13 protein-coding genes are annotated in these 17,009 nt (G+C 72.7%); 7 read left to right on the top strand and 6 right to left on the bottom strand.

Annotation, left to right across the window (positions count from 1 at the left end; translation table 11 throughout):
* Positions 1-109: 109 nt before the first annotated feature.
* Together ACIQVL_RS04695 and ACIQVL_RS04700 are read left to right on the top strand one after the other, a co-directional pair.
* Complete coding sequence (locus ACIQVL_RS04695; RefSeq protein WP_403474352.1) at positions 110-3,376, top strand: AAA family ATPase; 3,267 nt, start codon at positions 110-112, stop codon at positions 3,374-3,376.
* Between the two features lie 126 nt (positions 3,377-3,502).
* Complete coding sequence (locus ACIQVL_RS04700; protein WP_403427992.1) at positions 3,503-5,128, top strand: protease pro-enzyme activation domain-containing protein; 1,626 nt, start codon at positions 3,503-3,505, stop codon at positions 5,126-5,128.
* 84 nt (positions 5,129-5,212) lie between these two features.
* Here the strand turns inward: ACIQVL_RS04700 and ACIQVL_RS04705 are convergent, their stop codons facing one another.
* Together ACIQVL_RS04705 and ACIQVL_RS04710 are read right to left on the bottom strand one after the other, a co-directional pair.
* Positions 5,213-6,013 (bottom strand): hypothetical protein, encoded by an 801-nt coding sequence (locus tag ACIQVL_RS04705; protein WP_403474353.1) that lies wholly within the window; start codon positions 6,011-6,013, stop codon positions 5,213-5,215.
* A gap of 153 nt (positions 6,014-6,166) precedes the next feature.
* Positions 6,167-8,053, bottom strand: a complete 1,887-nt coding sequence (locus ACIQVL_RS04710; RefSeq protein WP_403474354.1) for a hypothetical protein — start codon at positions 8,051-8,053, stop codon at positions 6,167-6,169.
* 272 nt (positions 8,054-8,325) lie between these two features.
* On the opposite strand from ACIQVL_RS04710, the gene ACIQVL_RS04715 reads away from it, so the two are divergent.
* From ACIQVL_RS04715 to ACIQVL_RS04725, 3 genes are read left to right on the top strand one after another with little or no spacing between them, the layout of a single operon-like run.
* Complete coding sequence (locus tag ACIQVL_RS04715) at positions 8,326-10,044, top strand: GH25 family lysozyme (RefSeq protein WP_403474355.1); 1,719 nt, start codon at positions 8,326-8,328, stop codon at positions 10,042-10,044.
* 26 nt (positions 10,045-10,070) lie between these two features.
* Positions 10,071-10,505: a hypothetical protein gene (locus tag ACIQVL_RS04720; protein ID WP_403427983.1), complete on the top strand. Its 435-nt coding sequence runs from the start codon at positions 10,071-10,073 to the stop codon at positions 10,503-10,505.
* 37 nt (positions 10,506-10,542) lie between these two features.
* Complete coding sequence (locus ACIQVL_RS04725; RefSeq protein ID WP_403474356.1) at positions 10,543-11,289, top strand: D-Ala-D-Ala carboxypeptidase family metallohydrolase; 747 nt, start codon at positions 10,543-10,545, stop codon at positions 11,287-11,289.
* Positions 11,290-11,350: 61 nt separating this feature from the next.
* Here the strand turns inward: ACIQVL_RS04725 and ACIQVL_RS04730 are convergent, their stop codons facing one another.
* Entirely contained in the window at positions 11,351-12,388 is a 1,038-nt protein-coding gene (locus ACIQVL_RS04730; protein ID WP_403474358.1) for a helix-turn-helix domain-containing protein, read from the bottom strand.
* Positions 12,389-12,547: 159 nt separating this feature from the next.
* On the bottom strand, positions 12,548-13,534 hold the full coding sequence (locus ACIQVL_RS04735) for an alpha/beta hydrolase family protein (RefSeq protein WP_403474359.1): 987 nt from the start codon (positions 13,532-13,534) through the stop codon (positions 12,548-12,550).
* Between the two features lie 487 nt (positions 13,535-14,021).
* On the opposite strand from ACIQVL_RS04735, the gene ACIQVL_RS04740 reads away from it, so the two are divergent.
* The gene (locus tag ACIQVL_RS04740) at positions 14,022-14,381 is read left to right on the top strand and encodes a hypothetical protein (RefSeq protein WP_403427975.1); all 360 of its coding nucleotides are present in this window, start codon (positions 14,022-14,024) and stop codon (positions 14,379-14,381) included.
* A gap of 181 nt (positions 14,382-14,562) precedes the next feature.
* Complete coding sequence (locus tag ACIQVL_RS04745) at positions 14,563-14,898, top strand: hypothetical protein (RefSeq protein ID WP_403427973.1); 336 nt, start codon at positions 14,563-14,565, stop codon at positions 14,896-14,898.
* A gap of 86 nt (positions 14,899-14,984) precedes the next feature.
* Here the strand turns inward: ACIQVL_RS04745 and ACIQVL_RS04750 are convergent, their stop codons facing one another.
* Together ACIQVL_RS04750 and ACIQVL_RS04755 are read right to left on the bottom strand one after the other, a co-directional pair.
* On the bottom strand, positions 14,985-16,580 hold the full coding sequence (locus ACIQVL_RS04750; protein WP_403427972.1) for a cation acetate symporter: 1,596 nt from the start codon (positions 16,578-16,580) through the stop codon (positions 14,985-14,987).
* A complete protein-coding gene (locus ACIQVL_RS04755; protein ID WP_403427970.1) occupies positions 16,577-16,969 on the bottom strand; it encodes a DUF485 domain-containing protein in 393 nt (130 codons plus the stop codon). Before ACIQVL_RS04755 ends, ACIQVL_RS04750 begins: the two co-directional genes overlap by 4 nt.
* Positions 16,970-17,009 lie beyond the last annotated feature (40 nt).

Genomic DNA, 17,009 nt, shown 5'->3' on the forward strand with positions numbered 1-17,009 from the left:
GATTCAGGAGGAAGACATGACCTGTTAGGCCATGTCGGGCAAGGGGACCGCCACCGCGAGGTGACGGACGTCATTGACACACCCGATCACCCGGGGTTGTCATGAACACATGCAACTGACCGGGCGCCGAGCGCTTCTCGACGCCGCCCGGGTCCAGGTGGCGGCCCGCCCCGGACTGCTCCTCCACGGTCCCGCCGGCATCGGCAAGTCCGCGCTCGTGGCGGCCCTCACGGCGGACCCGGCCGCCGGGACCGTCCTGCACTGCGCGCCCGCCGAGGCGGACGCCCGGCTGCCCTTCGCCGGACTGGTCGACCTGTTCGCGCGGGTCCCGGAGAGCCGGCTGGACCACCTGCCGCCGGAGCCCCGGGCGGCGCTGCGGTCGGCCCTGCTGCGCGGCGGCGCACCCGCGGACGGCCGCGGCCTGCTCGCCGTGCGGGTCGCCGTCCTCGACGCGCTGCGCGCCCTGGCGGCCGAGGGCCCCGTCCTGCTGGTCGTCGACGGCCTGCAGTGGCTCGACGAACCGACCGCCGAGGTCCTCGCCCACGTCGTACGACGGCTCGACGCCCCGGGGATACGGATGCTCGCCGCCGAGCGGGCGCCGGACGGCGGCCGGCCCGAGCGACTGCGCTGCTGCCCGCCGGGCACCGTCGAACTCCCGGTGCCGCCCCTGACGGACGGCGAGACGGCCCACCTGGTCCGCACCGACCTCGGCGCCGACCTGCCCCCGGCACTGCTCCGGGCGGTCCAGCGGACCGCCGCCGGAAACCCGTACTACGCACGGGAGTTGGCACGCGCCGCCCGGCACGCCCCGGCGCCCGCCGGGTCCGGCGCACTGCCGCCGGTGCCCGCGGGGCTGCGCGCCCTCCTGCTGGCGCGGGCCCGTGCGCTGCCCGAGCCGGTGCGGCGCACCCTCCTCGTCGCGAGCGCCGCGACCCGCCCCAGCCTCACCCTGCTGCGCGCGGCCGGGTTCCCGGACCCGGCCGCCGACCTCGCGGAGGCGGAACGGCTCGGCATCGCGACCGCCGACGCCGACGGGGCCGTACGGTTCCGCCACCCCGTGCTGCGGGCGGCCGTGCACGCCGACGCCTCCGCGCAGGGGCGGCGGCAGGCACACGCGCTGCTGGCCCGCGCGGTGCCCGAACCGGTGGAGCGGGCCCGCCATCTCGCGCTCGCCCACCCCTACGAGGACGAGGACACGGCCCGCACGCTGATGGCGGCGGCCGGTTCCGCGCGCCACGACGGCGCCTCCGGCACCGCCTTCGAACTGGCCGCCCTCGCCGCCCGCCGCACCCCGGCCACCCACCCGGCCGAACGCGCCGAACGACTGCTGGCCGCCGCCGAGTACGCCTGCGACGCCGGGCGCACCGAGGAGGCGGGCGAGGCCGCCGGGGCCGTGCTCGCCGGGTCCAAGTCGGCGGCGCAGCGGGTGCGGGCCCGGCTGGTCCTGCTGCAGTGCGCCGGGCAGGCGCTGGAGGGCGCCGAGGACCTGATCGCGGACGGCCTGCGGGACGCGGCCGGCGATCCGCGCGCCGAGGCCCGGCTGCACCACTGGGCCGCCGTAAGGGGCCTGCTGTGCGGGGAGTTGACCCAGGCGGCCGGGCATGCCCGGCAGGCGGCCACGGCCGGTGACACCGGGACCAGGATCGACGCCCTCGCCACCCTGGCCCGGGTACGGTCCCTGGCCGGCGACCCCATCACCGCCGACGCCGCACTGACGGAGGCACTGACCCTGCTCCACCACAATTCGGCAACGGCACCACCCCAAAGCGACACAGACAACCACCCAACCAACCACAACAACACCGCGCCCAAAGCCCACCCCGGCCCAGCAACGCCCCTCAGGGGCGCGGGGAACTGCGCGACCAGCCACAACGGCGCCACACCCGAAACCCACCCCAACCCGACAACACCCCCCAGGGGCCCGGGGAACCGCGCAAACAACCACAACGGCGCCACACCCGAAACCCACCCCAACCCGACAACACCCCCCAGGGGCCCGGGGAACTGCCCAAACAACCACAACGACGCCGCACCCAACACACACCCCAACCCGACAACACCCCCCAGGGGCCCGGGGAACCGCGCGAACAGCCACGACGGCGCCGCAGCCGGCGCACAGCCTGTCGCGGCGCTCCCGGCGGAGCGCCCCGGCGGTCCGGAGAGTCGGCGGCTGATCCGGATGCGGGCGATCCTCGCCCTGGACTCCGACCGGGTGACCGAGGCCCGCGACCAGGTCGTTCCGCTGCTCGGGGCGACCGGCGAGCCGGCCGGCGCCGAGGACACCGTCGCGACCCTGGTGGCGCTGACCCGGATCCAGGTACGCGCCGGTCACTGCCGGGAGGCCCTGCGCACCGCCGCCCGCTGCTCGCGCGCCCTGGCCGGGGCGGCCCCGGCGCTCTACGCGGCGGCCCTCGCCGCGACCGCCGGCGGCACCGCCGAGGAGGCCCGCCGGCTGGCCGCGCAGGCGGTCCGCGCCTCGGAGGCCGACGGCGACCGGTTGTTCCTGCTGCGCGCCCTCGCGGTTCTCGGCCAGGCCGAACTGCTCGGCGGCGATCCGCGCGGGGCGGCCGCCGCCGTCGAGGCACTGCAACGCGTCCGGGAACTCGGCGAGGCGATGTGCGCCGCCGACCCGCCGCTGCTGCACTGGTACGGCGACCTGGCCGAGGCCCTGGTCGTGCTCGGCGAGACGGAGGCGGCCGGGGCGGTGCTCCACGACGCCCGCGCCCGCGTGGGGGACGAGGCACCCGGCAGTGTCCTGGCGGCGCTGGACCGGGCGGCGGGACTGCGCGAGGCGGGGCTCGGCCGGGCCCGGGAGGGCGCGGTACGGCTGCGTGCCGCCGTCGACCGGCTGCGCCCGCTGCCGCTCCCCGTCGAACTGGTCCGCACCCTGATCGCGCTCGGTGCGGTCGAGCGCCGCGCCCGCCGCCGGAACGCGGCCCGGCAGGCGCTCGCCGAGGCCCTGGAGACGGCGACCCGGATCGGCGCGGCCCCGCTCGCGGGCCGGGCCAGGGACGAACTGGCCCGGCTGGCCGCCGGGGAGCGCGGCGCCGAGGCGGGCGCGACCGGGCCCGACCTCACGCCCACGGAGGCGCGGATCGCCGAACTGGTCGGCGGCGGGGCGACCAACAGGGAGGTCGCCGCCGAGCTGTTCATCAGCGTCAAGACGGTCGAGGGGGCGCTGTCGCGGGTCTACCGCAAGGTCGGCGTCCGCTCCCGCACCGCGCTGGCGCACGCGATGGCCGTCGCCGTCATCGCCTCGGGCGCAGCGGCCGTGGACGCCGGCGACGACGATCCACCCGGCCCCAGCGCCCAGACGGTGACGGTGAGTCAGGTCGCACGGGCCCGGCTCCCCCGCCCGCTCGACACACGCCGTTGACGTGACATCGGCAGTTAACACACAACGCAAGGGTTCCCCCGCTTACGGGGGTGGGGCCGCAGTTCCTACGGTGATCCCGTTCCGCTTCCGGAACACTCCCCACCCCCCACCTCCGGAGGAACTTCGGTGAAGTCACGCCTGAAAATGCTCGGTCTGGTCGCCGCGCCGGCGCTGATCACGGCGGTCGTCCCCGCCGCCTACGCGGCCGACGCCCCGCACACCGCCCGCGCCGCCGTCGCCGGGGACGTGCTGCCCGGCCTGAAGCACGACGCGTCCCGCACCGGCGAGGTCGCCGCGGGCAAGCGCATATCGGTGGCGATCAGCCTGACGCCCAGAGGCGGCAGCGCCCTCGACACCTTCATAGCGAAGGTCAGCGACCCGCACTCGGCCGCCTACGGCCACTACCTGACGAAGGGTCAGTTCGCGGCCCGCTTCGGCCGGACCGACGCCGAGGTCAAGCAGCTGAAGGAGTACCTGCGTTCGCAGGGCGTCACCGTCGGCAAGGTGCACTCCGGCAACCTGCTCGTCGACGCCAGCGGCACCGCCGCCCAGCTGCAGAAGGCGTTCGGCACCCGGCTGTCGACCTGGAAGGACGCCACGTCCGGCCGCTCCTTCTACGCCAACGACAGCGCGCCGACGCTGCCGTCCTCCCTCGCCGCCATCGTCAGCGACGTGGCCGGCCTCAACAACCGCGTCCAGCTGCACCACCAGGCGACCCCGCACACCGTCTCCCCGCACAACGGCCCCGGCGGCGGCTACACCCCGGCCCAGCTCAAGGGCGGCTACAACGTCTCCGGCACGTACACCGGCAGCGGCCAGAAGATCGCGCTGCTGGAGTTCGACGGCTTCCAGCAGTCCAACATCACCAAGTACGACACCAACTACAGCCTCGGCTCGCCCACCCCGACCGTGTCCAAGGTCGACGGCGGCTCCGGTTCGCTCGGCGACGGACAGGTCGAGGTCGAGCTGGACATCGAGGTGCTGCACGCGATCGCCCCGAAGGCGAACGTGACGGTCTTCGAGGGCCCCAACTCGGACGCCGGCGAGGTCGACACGTACCAGGCCATCGTCGACAGCGGCATCCCGACCACCTCGATCAGCTGGGGCGCGGCCGAGTCGGCCCGCACCACCTCCAACATCAACGCCGTGGACGCCGTCTTCAAGGCGGGCGCCGCCGAGGGCCTCGGCTTCTACGCGGCCTCCGGCGACGACGGCTCCGACGACGCGGGCGACGGCGGCACCTCCGTCGACTACCCGGCCAGCGACCCGTACGTCACGGGCGTCGGCGGCACCAAGCTGACCGTCACCTCGTCGAACGCCTTCAGCAAGGAGGTGGCCTGGTCCGGCGGCGGTGGCGGCAAGTCCACCGTCTTCAAGATCCCGAGCTGGCAGACGGCCGTCCAGAAGAGCGCGGGCGGCGGCTACCGCCAGGTCCCGGACGTCTCGGCGCACGCCAACCCGAGCCCCGGTGTCTCCATCTACTCGCAGGGCTCCTGGTCCTCGGTCGGCGGCACCAGCGCGGCGGCCCCCGAGTGGGCGGCGTTCGCGGCCCTCTACAACCAGCAGGCCGCGGCGGCCGGCAAGGCCAACCTCGGCTTCGCCAACCCCGCGCTGTACGCGGCGAGCGGCACCGGCTTCCACGACATCACCAGCGGCAGCAACGGCGCCTACTCGGCGGCCACCGGCTGGGACTTCACCACCGGCTGGGGCTCGTACAACGCCGCGACGCTGGCGGCGAAGCTGCTCGGCTGACGGCGCACGCCGCACGTCGAACAACGCACCGCCCCCGCGCGGACCGGGACCACTTCCCGGCCCGCGCGGGGGCGGCCGCCGTTCTCACCTGACGTCGACGAAGTCGCCGGCCGCCGTGGCCGCACCGGTGGTGCCGGTACCGGCGAAGACGAACCGGAAGTAACCGTCCCCTGCGGCCCTGGTGGTGGTCCGCAGCGCTCCGGCGCTGCCGCTGGTGACGGTCTTCAGGGTGGTGTAGGTGCTGCTGCCCTTCTTGCGGAACTGCAGCCTGACGGGCTGCCCCTGGTAGCCGGTGTAGCTGCCGCTCTCCCAGTTCGCCCGGCTGAGCCTGCCGGTGACGGTGACGGTCCTGCCCTTCTTCACCGGCTCGGGCGAGGCGTTCACCGTCACCTCGGCCAGCCGCTTGACCCGGGCCGTGCCCGCCGCGTCGGTCTCCGTCCAGTCGTCGGTGCGGTCCTGGGCCCCGGCGAGCACCTTCCAGGTACCGGCGAGAGCGTTGTGGCCGAGGTCCCGCGCGGCGTCGACGGCGATGCTCACCCTGCAGGCGGCGGTGGTGGGGTCGGTGGCCGACACCGTGCAGGTACCCGTCGGCGGATACTGCGGCAGCATGCCGTCCTCGTCGTCGGTGTTCGGGCCGTGCCACAGGTAGGCCCAGGAGGCGGCGACGCCGTCCGGGTCGGTCGCCGTCCAGGTGATGGTGACGGTCTTCCTGGTGGTGAGGCCGAGGGCGAGGTCCTTGCCGCCGTTGACGACGACGTGCGAGAACACCGTGTCACCGGGCGCGGCCCGGTCCGCCGCGCGGGCGGCTGCCGGGAGCACCGACGCGGTCAGGGCGGAGAGGGCGGTGGCCAGGGACAGGGCGACGACGGCCGGGCGGATGCGCATGGGATCCCCCTTCGGGATCGACGGCCCGCCGCCTCCGTACGGCGGGTCCTGATGCTGTGTCACATCCGCTAGACAGGCGAGGGACGGCCATGGTTGCCCCGCAGTTCCCACCGCGTTCACCGGAGGTCGGCCGGGCTGCCGCCCCGACGGGGGTCAGGACCTGCGCAGGACCCGGTTGGCCCCCGCCACGACCGTGGACGCGAGCACCCAGCCCACGCTGACCAGGACGACCACCACCCACTGCATGGCGCCGTGCGAGCTGTACGACCGCTCCTGCCCGAAGTCGACCACCGGAAGCAGCAGGTCGAGGGTGTACACGGCCGGCTGGAAGTCCGGGGGCGTGCCGTCGCCGTAGGGCAGCGGCGGCCAGGTCGCGAACAGCACGGTGCCGGCGGTGAAGCAGACGGCGAGCAGCAGCACCGCGCGCAGCGGCCGGTATCCGTAGCCGACGGTGAGGTCCTGCAGCAGGCTCCAGATCCGGGCGGGCCAGGCCAGGGTGGCCCGCCTGCGGCGCTGTCTGGCGAGCAGGACGAGGCGGGCGTCGGCGTCCCGGCCGTGGCGCCGGTAGCTGGCGGCCAGTTGCTCGTAGGGCTGCGGTGCGAAGCCGGCCGGGTCGCGGTCGAGCCAGGTCAGCCGGCGGTGCCCGGGCAGCGCCGGCTTGGTGCTGTCGTAGGCGAGGCCCTCCAGGACCAGCGAGCGGGGCCAGCCGGCCGGGTCGTCGCGGAGCACGCCGATCCGGGTGTGGCTGAGGTCGACGATGCCGCGGGGTGCCTCGCGTGGCTTCAGCGTCAGCTCGGCGGCCGCGGACCGCCGGCAGATCAGGGCCCGCTCCCCCGCCGGTACGTCCAGCAGGGCGTTCTCGAAGCAGAGCCTGGCCCGTACGGAGATGCTGCTGAGGGAGATCCGGCCGTGCGCGGTCAGCCCGTCGCAGCAGTTGAACTCCGCGCCCACCTCTATGCCGTTGGCCCGCAGGGCGGCGGCCCCGGCGCGGCCGGTCAGCTCGGCGCCCTCGAAGAGGGCCGAGCCGCCGACCCGGGCGTCGCAGAGGTCCACGGTGCCCTGCGAGACGAAGCCCTCCCGGCAGTCGAGGTCGCCGCCGACGTGCAGCCGGTGGGCCCTGAGCGCGGTGCCGGCCGGGTGGTGCAGCCGGGCCCGCCGCAGTACGACGCTGCCCCGCACCGCGGTGTCCCGCATGTCGACGCTGCCGCGCACCGCGAGCCCGGAGCCGGCCTGTATGTCGCCGCCGACCGAGGCGCAGAGCAACTGCAGGGCGGGGTCACCGCCCTGGGCGTCGGGGCCGGTCAGGGTGGCGTCCTCCAGGTGCAGCGAACCGCCGATCGAGGCGCCGTAGAGGTTGATCCCCCCGTCGCTGGAGAATCCCCGGTCGAGGTAGAGGCCGCCGCCCACGGTCAGTTCGGGGGCCTGGAGGCAGGCCCGCTCGCCCTGGAGCCGGGCGCCGCGGAAGCCGAGGGTGTCCTGCACCCGTGAACTCATCAGCCGGACCGGACCGGTGCACACCAGTCCGGTCGCCGAGAGGTGTTCCTCGACGGCGAGCGACTGCGCGTCGACGGCCGCGGTGCCGTCGGGCGCGTGCACCGTCGAGCGGTCGAGCAGCAGATGCGTGCCGACGGTCAGGGAGCGGAGGTTCAGGGTGCCGTCGAGGGTGCAGCCCACGAACTCGCACTCCTGGCCGACCCGCGCCCCGGCCGCGCTCAGCCCCGGCAAGGCGCAGTCCTTCAGCTGGAGGACACCGAACTGCCCGCCGTCGAAGCAGGGCACCTCGTCGAAGCCGCAGGAGTCGAGGCGTATCGCGCCCTGGACGGCCGCCTCGGCCAGGTCCAGGGTGCCGGTGATCAGGGCGCCGCGCAGCCGGAGCCGGGCCAGCCGCCCGGGGACGGGGCGCGGCGCGGCGACGAGCAGCCACCGCAGGGCCTCGGCCCGCACCTCCGGCACGTCCTCGCACCACTCGCCCCGCCGGTACGCCTCCCACAGCCGTCGCTCGTGCGCCTCCCAGCCGTCCGGCGGGCCGTCGTCCGACACCCTGTGATCCCCCTCTTCACACCAGTCCCCGCACGCGGCTGCGAAGCAGGACGTTGCTACCCGACCGGCGGGGCGGTCACTCCTGCCGACCGCGGTCGCTGTCACGGCCGTCGTCCCACGCCCGTCCCAGCGGCCGTCCGTCCCCGCAGGTCACCGGGGCGTGACCATCCCGGCGTCCCGATCCGGGGCGAGGGGATCCGGACCGCGGGGCCGCCGCTGCCAGCATGACCGGGCCGGGGCCTCCCGGCCAACTCACAAGAGGGGGAACACAGATGGGACGGAGGACGCTACTGCGGGGTCTGACCCTCGCCGTGGCAGCGGTCCTGCCCCTGTACGGACCGACGGCGGTGCACGCGGCCCAGTCCGCGACCGCCACCACCGCGACCGCCACCACCGCCACGGCCGCCGCCACCGCGGTCGCGGTCTGCGGGCACACCAGTGAACAGCCCACGCTGCGGCAGGGATCGACGGGGGACCCGACGACCGAGGCGCAGTGCGAACTCGATCTCGCGACGAAGCCGAGCCGGTACACGCCGATCGCGGCGGACGGCTCGTTCGGCCCGGCGACGGAGACGCGGGTCAAGGAGTTCCAGGCGTGTGCCGGGCTGAGCGCGGACGGCGTGCTCGGCCCGCAGACCTGGGCGGCGCTGAACGCCTGGGCCGCCGCACCGCACACCTGCACCACCCAGGGCACGTCTGCCACGGCGCAGGCGGCCGTGTGCGGGCACACCGACACGCGCCCGACCCTGCGCCAGGGCGCCAACGGCGTCGAGGTCAAGGAGCTGCAGTGCCGGCTGAACCTGGCCATGGAGCCGTTCCACTACCCGCCGCTGACGATCGACGGCGACTTCGGGGGCGGCACCGAGGGCCGGGTCGTCGAGCTCCAGCACTGCGCGGGCCTCAGCGCCGACGGTGTCGTGGGCCCCAACACCTGGGCGAAACTGGCCGACTGGTCCGGCCGTAACACGTACTGCACGCCACCGCGCCCGGCCGGCTACCCGATCGACGGTCTGGACACGGCCAAGTACCAGCACCCGGGCGGCGCGCCGATCGACTGGAAGGCCGTGCGGGCCTCGGGCGTCGAGTTCGCGACGATCAAGGCCACCCGCGGCCTGAACGTCACCGACGAGTACCTCGCCACCGACCTGCCGGCGGCCAGGGCGGCGGGACTCGCCGTCGCGCCCTACCACTTCTACACGGGCACCGCGGCCGACACGGGCGGCGCGCAGGCCGACCGGTTCATCGCCGCGGTGCGGGCGACCGGCTACACCGGGCAGCGCGCGGGCGACCTGCCGCCGGTGTTCGACCTGGAGCGCATGGACGACGGCACCGGACGCTGTCCCACCTACGGCACGGTGGCCGACGCCAAGGCCTGGCTCGACAAGGTGGAGGCGGCCTTCGGCCGCACCCCGGTCATCTACACGCAGAAGTCCTTCCTGGACGACTGCCTGGGCTCGACGACCGCCTTCGCCCGGTATCCGCTGCAACTCGCGGACTACCGCCAGTCGATCACCCAGCCGCCGCTGCCGAACGGCTCGACGACCTGGGCGATGTGGCAGTACACCGACGCCGCGCTGTTCCCGGGCATCAAGGCCCCGGCGACCGCCGACGTGTTCAACGGCACCCAGGCCGACCTGGACCGGCTGGCCAACCGGAGCAGTACCGCGACGGCGTCCGCCTCCGTCGCGGCCGCGGCCGCGACGACCTGCTACGGCGGGGCGGTGACCGTGCGCTACGGGGACGTCGTCGACTTCGGCCCCTACTGGACCACCAGCCGCTGCAACGACATCAACATGCGGGTCACCGGCGGCACCGCGGACTACGTGAACGCCTGCGTGAAGTTCGCGAAGACCGGCACCTGCAACCACTGGACCAAGGTCGGCCGCAGCTGGACGACCATCGCCACCGACGTGCTGGACGGCACCAAGTTCACCGTCCCCAACGGCGTGCCCCTGGAGGGCGACGACGCCGTCATGCAGATCGCCTTCTGACCCCCGCCGGCCGTACGGAGACCACCATGATCCGCAACAGAACGCTCGCCTCGGCCCTGTGCACCGCGGCCGCCCTGCTGGGCGTGGGCGCCGTGCCCGCCTCAGCACAGACCTCGGCCACCGCCGGCGCCGCGGCCGCAGCCACCAGTTGCTACGGCGGCGCGAAGACCCTGACGTACCACTACCAGGCGGCCGCCAAGGAGTACGGCACCTACACCACGTCCTCGCGGTGCAACGACATCAACCTGCGGCTCATCACGGACGAACCGGGCGTGTACCTGGACGCTTGCGTGGTGTTCGTCGACCACACCAGCAAGTGCAACAACGGTGACGCGTACACCACGCACGGTACCGAGTGGGGAACCGTCGCCACCGACGTCAAGGACGGCACCCACTTCGTCCTGCGCGTGCACGCCTACGACATCGACGCGCAGAACGTCACGTTCCAGATCGCCTACTGACCTCCTCTGACCTGCTCGAAAGCTCGAAAGGACGACCATGACCTCCTCCCGTCCCCTGGACCGCCGCACCATGCTGCGCGGCACGCTGGCCGCCGGTGCCGGCATAGCCTTCGGCCAGCTGCTGTTCTCGGGCACCGCTCAGGCCTATTCCTGGTCGCGCACCCTGACCCAGGGCGCCACCGGCGCCGACGTGACCGAACTGCAGATCCGGATCGCGGGCTGGGCGGCGGACAGCGCAAGCCACAGCCGGGTGAGCATCGACGGGGACTTCGGCGCCGGTACGGCCGCCGCCGTACGCCGGTTCCAGGCGGCGTACGGTCTCGGCGTCGACGCCGAGGTCGGCCCCAACACCCAGGCGAAGCTCAACTCCCTGGAGCAGTCGGACGGTTCCACGCTCCACTTCAACTTCAGCGAGTTCGTGAACCAGTCGGACGGCACCTTCAACGGCGGCAAGCTGAGCGCCTCTCAGGTGAAGGAGAACGTCCGCCGCTGCATGTACAAGCTGGAGGCGCTGCGCAAGAAGCTGGGCGACAAGCCGATCACGGTCAACTCCGGCTTCCGCAGTATCGCGCACAACGCCGAGATCGGCGGGGCCAGCGACAGCATGCACCTGTACGGCACGGCGGCCGACCTGGACGTGCCCGGGGTGGCCACCAAGACCGTCTACCAGAAGGCGGAGACCTGCGGGTTCTCCGGGCTGGAGACGTACACCGTCGACCACCAGCACGTGGACAGCAGGGCCGACCTCGGCCGTGACTGGTGGTGGGAGGACGGCACGGTCTGACGCCGCTCCCGGGGGAGCGGAGCTCCGGGTACCGCCGCTTCGGTACCCGGAGCTCCGGGCTTCAGCCCGCCGGTGTGCTCTTCTGTGCGCTGCCGGGCGTGCTGCTGGGCGTGCTCTTGAGCGCCGCCTCGCAGGAGGGCCAGTCGTGGAAGTCGTGCCGGACGCTCCACAGCCGGTGGGCCGCCCTGATGTTCCAGTCCGGGTCGAACGCCCGCAGCGGGGTGCCGTCGAGGTCCCGCAACCGGGCGTCGGAGATCTGGAACACGCCCCAGTTGCGGCTGCCGTTGGTGTTCGGCAGCACGTACAGCGGGTCGAGGAACGACGCGCAGCGGGCGACGGCCACGGCGGTGCCGGGATCCTCCGTGAACACCTCGCGGATCCGCTTCGCCACCCTGGCCGGCGGCCAGGTCGTCATGCTCACCCGCTGCGTGTAGAGCGCCTTCTTGGTGGCGTCGTCGACCACGTTGGTGGCCGGCAGCCCCGCCAGCACCTGGAACGCGGTCACTCTGCGCAGGGTCTCCGGTCCGAAGTCGCCGTCGACGGCGAGCTTGCCCTTCGCCCGCGCCAGCAGGGTCTGCACCTCGCGCACGCAGGCGTCGTGCTGCCCCATGCTCACGGTCCTGCACGCCGAGGAGTCCAGCACCCTGTCGCCGGACGCCGGTGCGGCACCCTCCGGCGCGCTGCCGGGCAGCCACACGAAGCCGGCCACCAGCACCACCACGACCGCGGCGGCCAGCACCGCGACCCGCGGGGACAGCTTGTCGGGCACCCTGAACCGCCGCGTCCGCCCGGTCTCCGGCGGGGCGGGGGTGATGTCCTCCGGTTCGGCGGCCACGGACGCCGGCGCGTCCCGGTCGGTGTCCGCCAGCGCCCACAGCCGGTGCAGTTCGCGGAGTTCTTCCGCGTCGGCCCCGCACACCTTGGCGAAGGCGTGCACGACGCGGTAGTCCACCGGCACGCTGAGGCCGGAGCAGTACCGGTGCAGACTGGAACCGCTGACGCCCGCCTCCTTGCCGAGGCGGTCGTATCCCCGGCCGCTGCGGTCCTTCAGCATCCGAAGGCGGGCGGCGAACTTCTCGGTATGCGGAGAGGCAACCACGCGTCCCCCGTTGCTCAAACCTCTACTGACGAGTAGAAGCTACACCGCGGAAATGGGGCGCGTACGTTCTTCCGTTGTCCTGACACGATCACCAATAGCCTTTTCAGTAAAGCTATTTGACAACTCGTCAAACAAATCGCCTCGCATTACCCTGGCGGCCTACTTGCACTCGACCCGTCCCGCCGGGGCGGTTCCGGTCGTCAGCGCCTCGCACGCCTTGTGCCAGGCGTAGGGGGCGGACTGGAGCTGGGTGCGCAGATAGGCCGCGGTGAGGTGGCCGAGGGCGGCGACGCGCTCGGGGTTCTCGTCGGTGGTTTCGTCGGCGTCGTATCCCGATATGCCGCCGAGCAGGTGCTCGGCGCCGAACAGGGTGAACAGGGTCTTGGGGGCGGGGGCGAGGTGGTAGGGGTCGGCGTGCCAGCCGGGGCCGATGTCGGTGAAGTGCGCGGAGTCGTCCTTGTCGCCGGCGACGACCAGAGTGGGTGCGGTCATCGTGGAGAAGTCGGTGCCGTGGAAGAACGGCACCTTCTCGGCCATCCACCCGGTGAGGGCGTCGCCACCTCTGCCGGGTGCGGCGAGCAGCACGCCCGCCCTGATCCTGGGGTCCCGCAGGTCCGTTTCCGCCCCGGTGTCGGGGTCGGTGGTCCGGGCGCCCAGCAGGAGGCTCGCGGTGTGGCCGCCAAGGGAGTGCCCGGCGACCGCGATCCGGTCGTGGTCGAGGCGCCCGGCGAGCCGCGGCACGGTCTTCTCGATCTCGTCGAGCCGGTCGAGGACGTGGCTCATGTCCTCGGCGCGCGAGCGCCAGAAGAAGGGGGCTCCGGGGGCGTCGGCGAGCCGCCGGGCCAGGGTCCGCGAGCTGAGGTGGGTGGGCTGGACGACGGCGAAGCCCGCGGCCGCCCAGAGGTTGGCGAGGGGCGCGTACCCGTTCAGCGAGGAGAGGTTGTGGGAGCCGCCGTGCCCGTGGGAGAGCAGGACGACGGGCAGGCCGGTCCCGGTCGCGGGCACGGAGACGCGGACCTGGAGGTCCACGGGGCGTCCGGGCACGGACAGGGTCACCGGGCTGTACGAGAGGACGGGAGCGGGCGGCCCGAAGACGGCGGTGCCGGTGTCGGCGGTGCCGGTGTCCGTGTCGGTGGATGCACTCATGACGAGCGGTTCCCTTCTGCGTCCGGTCACAGCCAAGCAAAACGGGACGCTGTCCCGATTACTATCCGGGACGGCGTCCCGCTTTGTCAAGCGGCACCGGTCGAGCCGCCCACCGCGGAGCTACTTCACGGCGCCCGGCCGGACGGCGAAGCAGGTCCACCTCGTGGCCCGCAGCCTTGCCCGCAGCCTTGTCCGCGGCCTTCCAACCCCGGCGCCACCGAGATCCCGGACCCCGGACCGGGGCCACGCCCTCACGATGGGCAGCGGACGGCAGCAAGTCGCCGAGGCGGCCCTGACGTTCGCCCGCCGCTTCACCCGTCCCCCCGGCCCCCCGCGCGCCCCCGTCCGGGGCTCACTTGACGAACCCGACATCCGGAATAATTCCGGCAAAGACACTCCATGCGAAGGTCCGCTTTCTTCGGCGCCTCTCCCTCTACACTTTCGCCCGTCACACAGCGTGAGGAATAAAGTGAGAAGCGTAAACGAAATGCTGCGATCGCAGCGCCCCTTTGTTCTCCGCGCGGCGTTGATCACCGCGCTCGTCGTACAGTCGGCCGCACTCGTCGTCCAGGACTCGGAGATCGACTCTCTCCGGGCACAACACATGGACCTGCAAGGACACCAGGTCGAGGTCGGTCCATCCGGTCCGCCCGGCCCCGAAGGCCCGTCCGGCCCCGCCGGCCCGCCCGGCAAGGACGGGGTGGACGGAAAGGACGGGCAGGACGGGCAGGACGGCTCGAACGGACTTGACGGGAGGCAGGGCAAGGACGGAAAGGACGGCAAGGACGGCAAGGACGGGCAGAACGCCGTAGCCACTCCACGGCCGACCGGAACCAGCACCCGTTGAGCTCCCGGAACCACTGCGGGAACGTCGAGGGCGGGGCCCCCGGGCCCCGCCCGCGGCACCGCCCCGCACCACCGGACGCCGCCCCCGATGTCCCACGAGAAGGTCCGCCTTCTCCGACGCCCCGCCATCCGCACTTTCGTCGTCACACAGCGTGAGAGACATTGTGAGAAACGTAAAGGAAATGCTGCGCAGACCGTGGCGCCCCCTGGTGTTGGGCGCCGCGCTGGGCACCGCGCTGGTCGCGCAGTCGGCCGCACTCGTCGTCCACCAGCTGCAGATCGACGACATGTGGACGCAGAACACCGACCTCCAGAGCTACTACTCCGACCCCGGCCCCTCCGGACCGCCCGGCCCCTCCGGTGCCCCCGGACCGCACGGCCCCTCCGGACCGCCCGGCAAGAACGGCAGGCCCGGCCGCCACGGGCGGGACGGATTCGACGGAAGGGACGGCCACGACGGCCACGACGGAAGGAGAGGGCACCGCGGAAGGACCGGGGCACCCGGCAAGGTGGTGTGACATCACCGCCCGCCCGCGGACGGGCGGGGCCGGGACGGCGCGGCGGACCTCCGCAGGCACAGCACTGCAGGTCCTGCCGCGATCGGCTACCGCCGGGCGCCGATTCCGGTCAGCGCCCGGACTTCCATCTCCGCCTGCTTGTCCGGGTCCGCGGGGCGCCTGCTGAGCACGGTGCCGAGGTATCCGCACACGAACGAGAGCGGAATCGACACGACGCCGGGGTTCATGAGCGGGAAGCAGTGGAAGTCGACGCTCTTGACGATCGACGTGGGGGTACCGGAGACCGCCGGCGAGAGAACGATGAGCACGAGGCAGGACACCAGCCCGCCGTAGATGCTCCACAGCGTCCCCGAGGTGTTGAAGCGCTTCCAGTACAGCGTGTAGAGCATCGTCGGCAGGTTGGCGGACGCGGCGAGCGCCAGGGCCAGTGACACGAGGAAGGCGACGTTCTGGCCGTCGGCCACGATGCCGCCGACGATGGCCAGCAGACCGACCACGACCGCGGTCAGGCGGGCGACCCGGATCTCGGACCGGGGATCGGCCTTGCCGCGCCGGATCACGTTGGCGTAGACGTCGTGGGCGAACGAGGCCGAAGCGGCCAGGGTCAGACCGGCCACCACCGCAAGGATCGTCGCGAAGGCCACCGCCGAGACGACTCCCAGGAGTACGACCCCGCCGATCCGGAAGGCGAGCAGGGGCGCCGCGGAGTTCTCCCCGCCCGGGGCGTGCACGATCGCGTCGGTACCGACCAGTGCGGTGGCGCCGTAACCGACCACCAGGATGCCCAGGTAGAACGTGAACATCGACCAGGAGCACCACACCACCGACCTGCGCGCCTCCTTGGCGTCGGGCACGGTGTAGAAGCGCATCAGTACGTGCGGCAGGCTGGAGATGCCCAGGACCAGTGCCAGGGCCAGCGAGACGAAGTCGAGCCGGCTCGTCGCGTTGTGGCCGTACAGACTGCCCGGCTCCAGCAGCCGCTCGCCCAACGGGCTGTTGTGCGTGGCCTGTTCGAGGAGCGCCGAGAAGCTGAATCCGAACTTCCCGATGATGAACACGCTGATGAAGGTCACGCAGACCAGGAGCAGGCCGGCCTTGATGATCTGCACCCAGGTCGTGCCCTTCATCCCGCCCACCAGCACGTAGAGCAGCATGACGACGCCCACTCCGCTGATCAGGAGTGCCTGTCCGCCCCTGGTGTGCACGTCCAGCAGCAGGGCGACCAGCCCGCCGGCACCGGCCATCTGGGCGAGCATGTAGAAGAACGTGATCACCAGGGTCGCGTTGGCCGCCGCGGCCCGCACCGGGCGCTGCCTCATACGGAAGGCCATCACGTCGCCCATGGTGAACCGCCCGGTGTTGCGCAGTCTCTCCCCGATGAGCAGCAGGGCGACCAGCCAGGCGACGAGCCATCCGACGGAGTAGAGGAATCCGTCGTAACCGTGGACGGCGATCGCCCCGGAGATTCCGAGGAAGGAGGCCGCGGAGAGGAAGTCCCCGGACATCGCGATGCCGTTCTGCGCACCGGTGAAGGCGCTGCCCGCCGCGTAGTAGTCGGATGCTGTCTGGTTTCTGTTGGTGACCCGGTAGACGATGAACAGGGTGATGGCGACGAATACCAGGAAGACACCCAGATTGAGCGCGGGGCTGCCGGTCGGGCCGGCGGCGATCTGCTGTGTCATCCCCTGTCGCCCCCCGCCAGCTCCTGGATCCTGTCCACTTCCGGATCGAGCTTCTTCCCTGCGAAACGCCGGTACGTCAGGACGATCGCGACCGTGGACGCGAACTGCATCAGGCCGAGAACGGTGCCCATGTTGATTTCGCCCGTCACCTTGCGGCTCATGAACCCGTGGGCATATGCCGAAAGCAGAGCGAACGTCATGTACCAGCAGAAGAAGAGCACACTCATCGGGAAGACGAACAGCCGTAGCCGTCTGCGCAGCCGGGCGAACTCCTCGCTCTGCTGAATCGCGGAGTAGTCGGGCTCGCCCTCGTGACGGAGCCCGGTGAACTCCCCCCCGGCAGGCCGCTCGGACACTTCGGAGGCGGGCGCCCCTGCCGGTCTGGTCACGTTCCTCGTTCCTGGGATGCGGGCAGGAGGGCGCACGGAC

The sequence above is a fragment of the Streptomyces sp. NPDC090499 genome (assembly GCF_044769305.1).
Lineage (GTDB): Bacteria > Actinomycetota > Actinomycetes > Streptomycetales > Streptomycetaceae > Streptomyces.

Coding starts and splice junctions, on each gene's coding strand:
- ACIQVL_RS04705 (WP_403474353.1), bottom strand. CDS start 6,013: ATGCGCATCCGCCCGGCCGTCGTCGCCCTGTCCCTGGCCACCGCCCTC.
- ACIQVL_RS04735 (WP_403474359.1), bottom strand. CDS start 13,534: ATGAGTGCATCCACCGACACGGACACCGGCACCGCCGACACCGGCACC.
- ACIQVL_RS04725 (WP_403474356.1), top strand. CDS start 10,543: ATGACCTCCTCCCGTCCCCTGGACCGCCGCACCATGCTGCGCGGCACG.
- ACIQVL_RS04740 (WP_403427975.1), top strand. CDS start 14,022: ATGCTGCGATCGCAGCGCCCCTTTGTTCTCCGCGCGGCGTTGATCACC.
- ACIQVL_RS04715 (WP_403474355.1), top strand. CDS start 8,326: ATGGGACGGAGGACGCTACTGCGGGGTCTGACCCTCGCCGTGGCAGCG.
- ACIQVL_RS04695 (WP_403474352.1), top strand. CDS start 110: ATGCAACTGACCGGGCGCCGAGCGCTTCTCGACGCCGCCCGGGTCCAG.
- ACIQVL_RS04750 (WP_403427972.1), bottom strand. CDS start 16,580: ATGACACAGCAGATCGCCGCCGGCCCGACCGGCAGCCCCGCGCTCAAT.
- ACIQVL_RS04720 (WP_403427983.1), top strand. CDS start 10,071: ATGATCCGCAACAGAACGCTCGCCTCGGCCCTGTGCACCGCGGCCGCC.
- ACIQVL_RS04745 (WP_403427973.1), top strand. CDS start 14,563: ATGCTGCGCAGACCGTGGCGCCCCCTGGTGTTGGGCGCCGCGCTGGGC.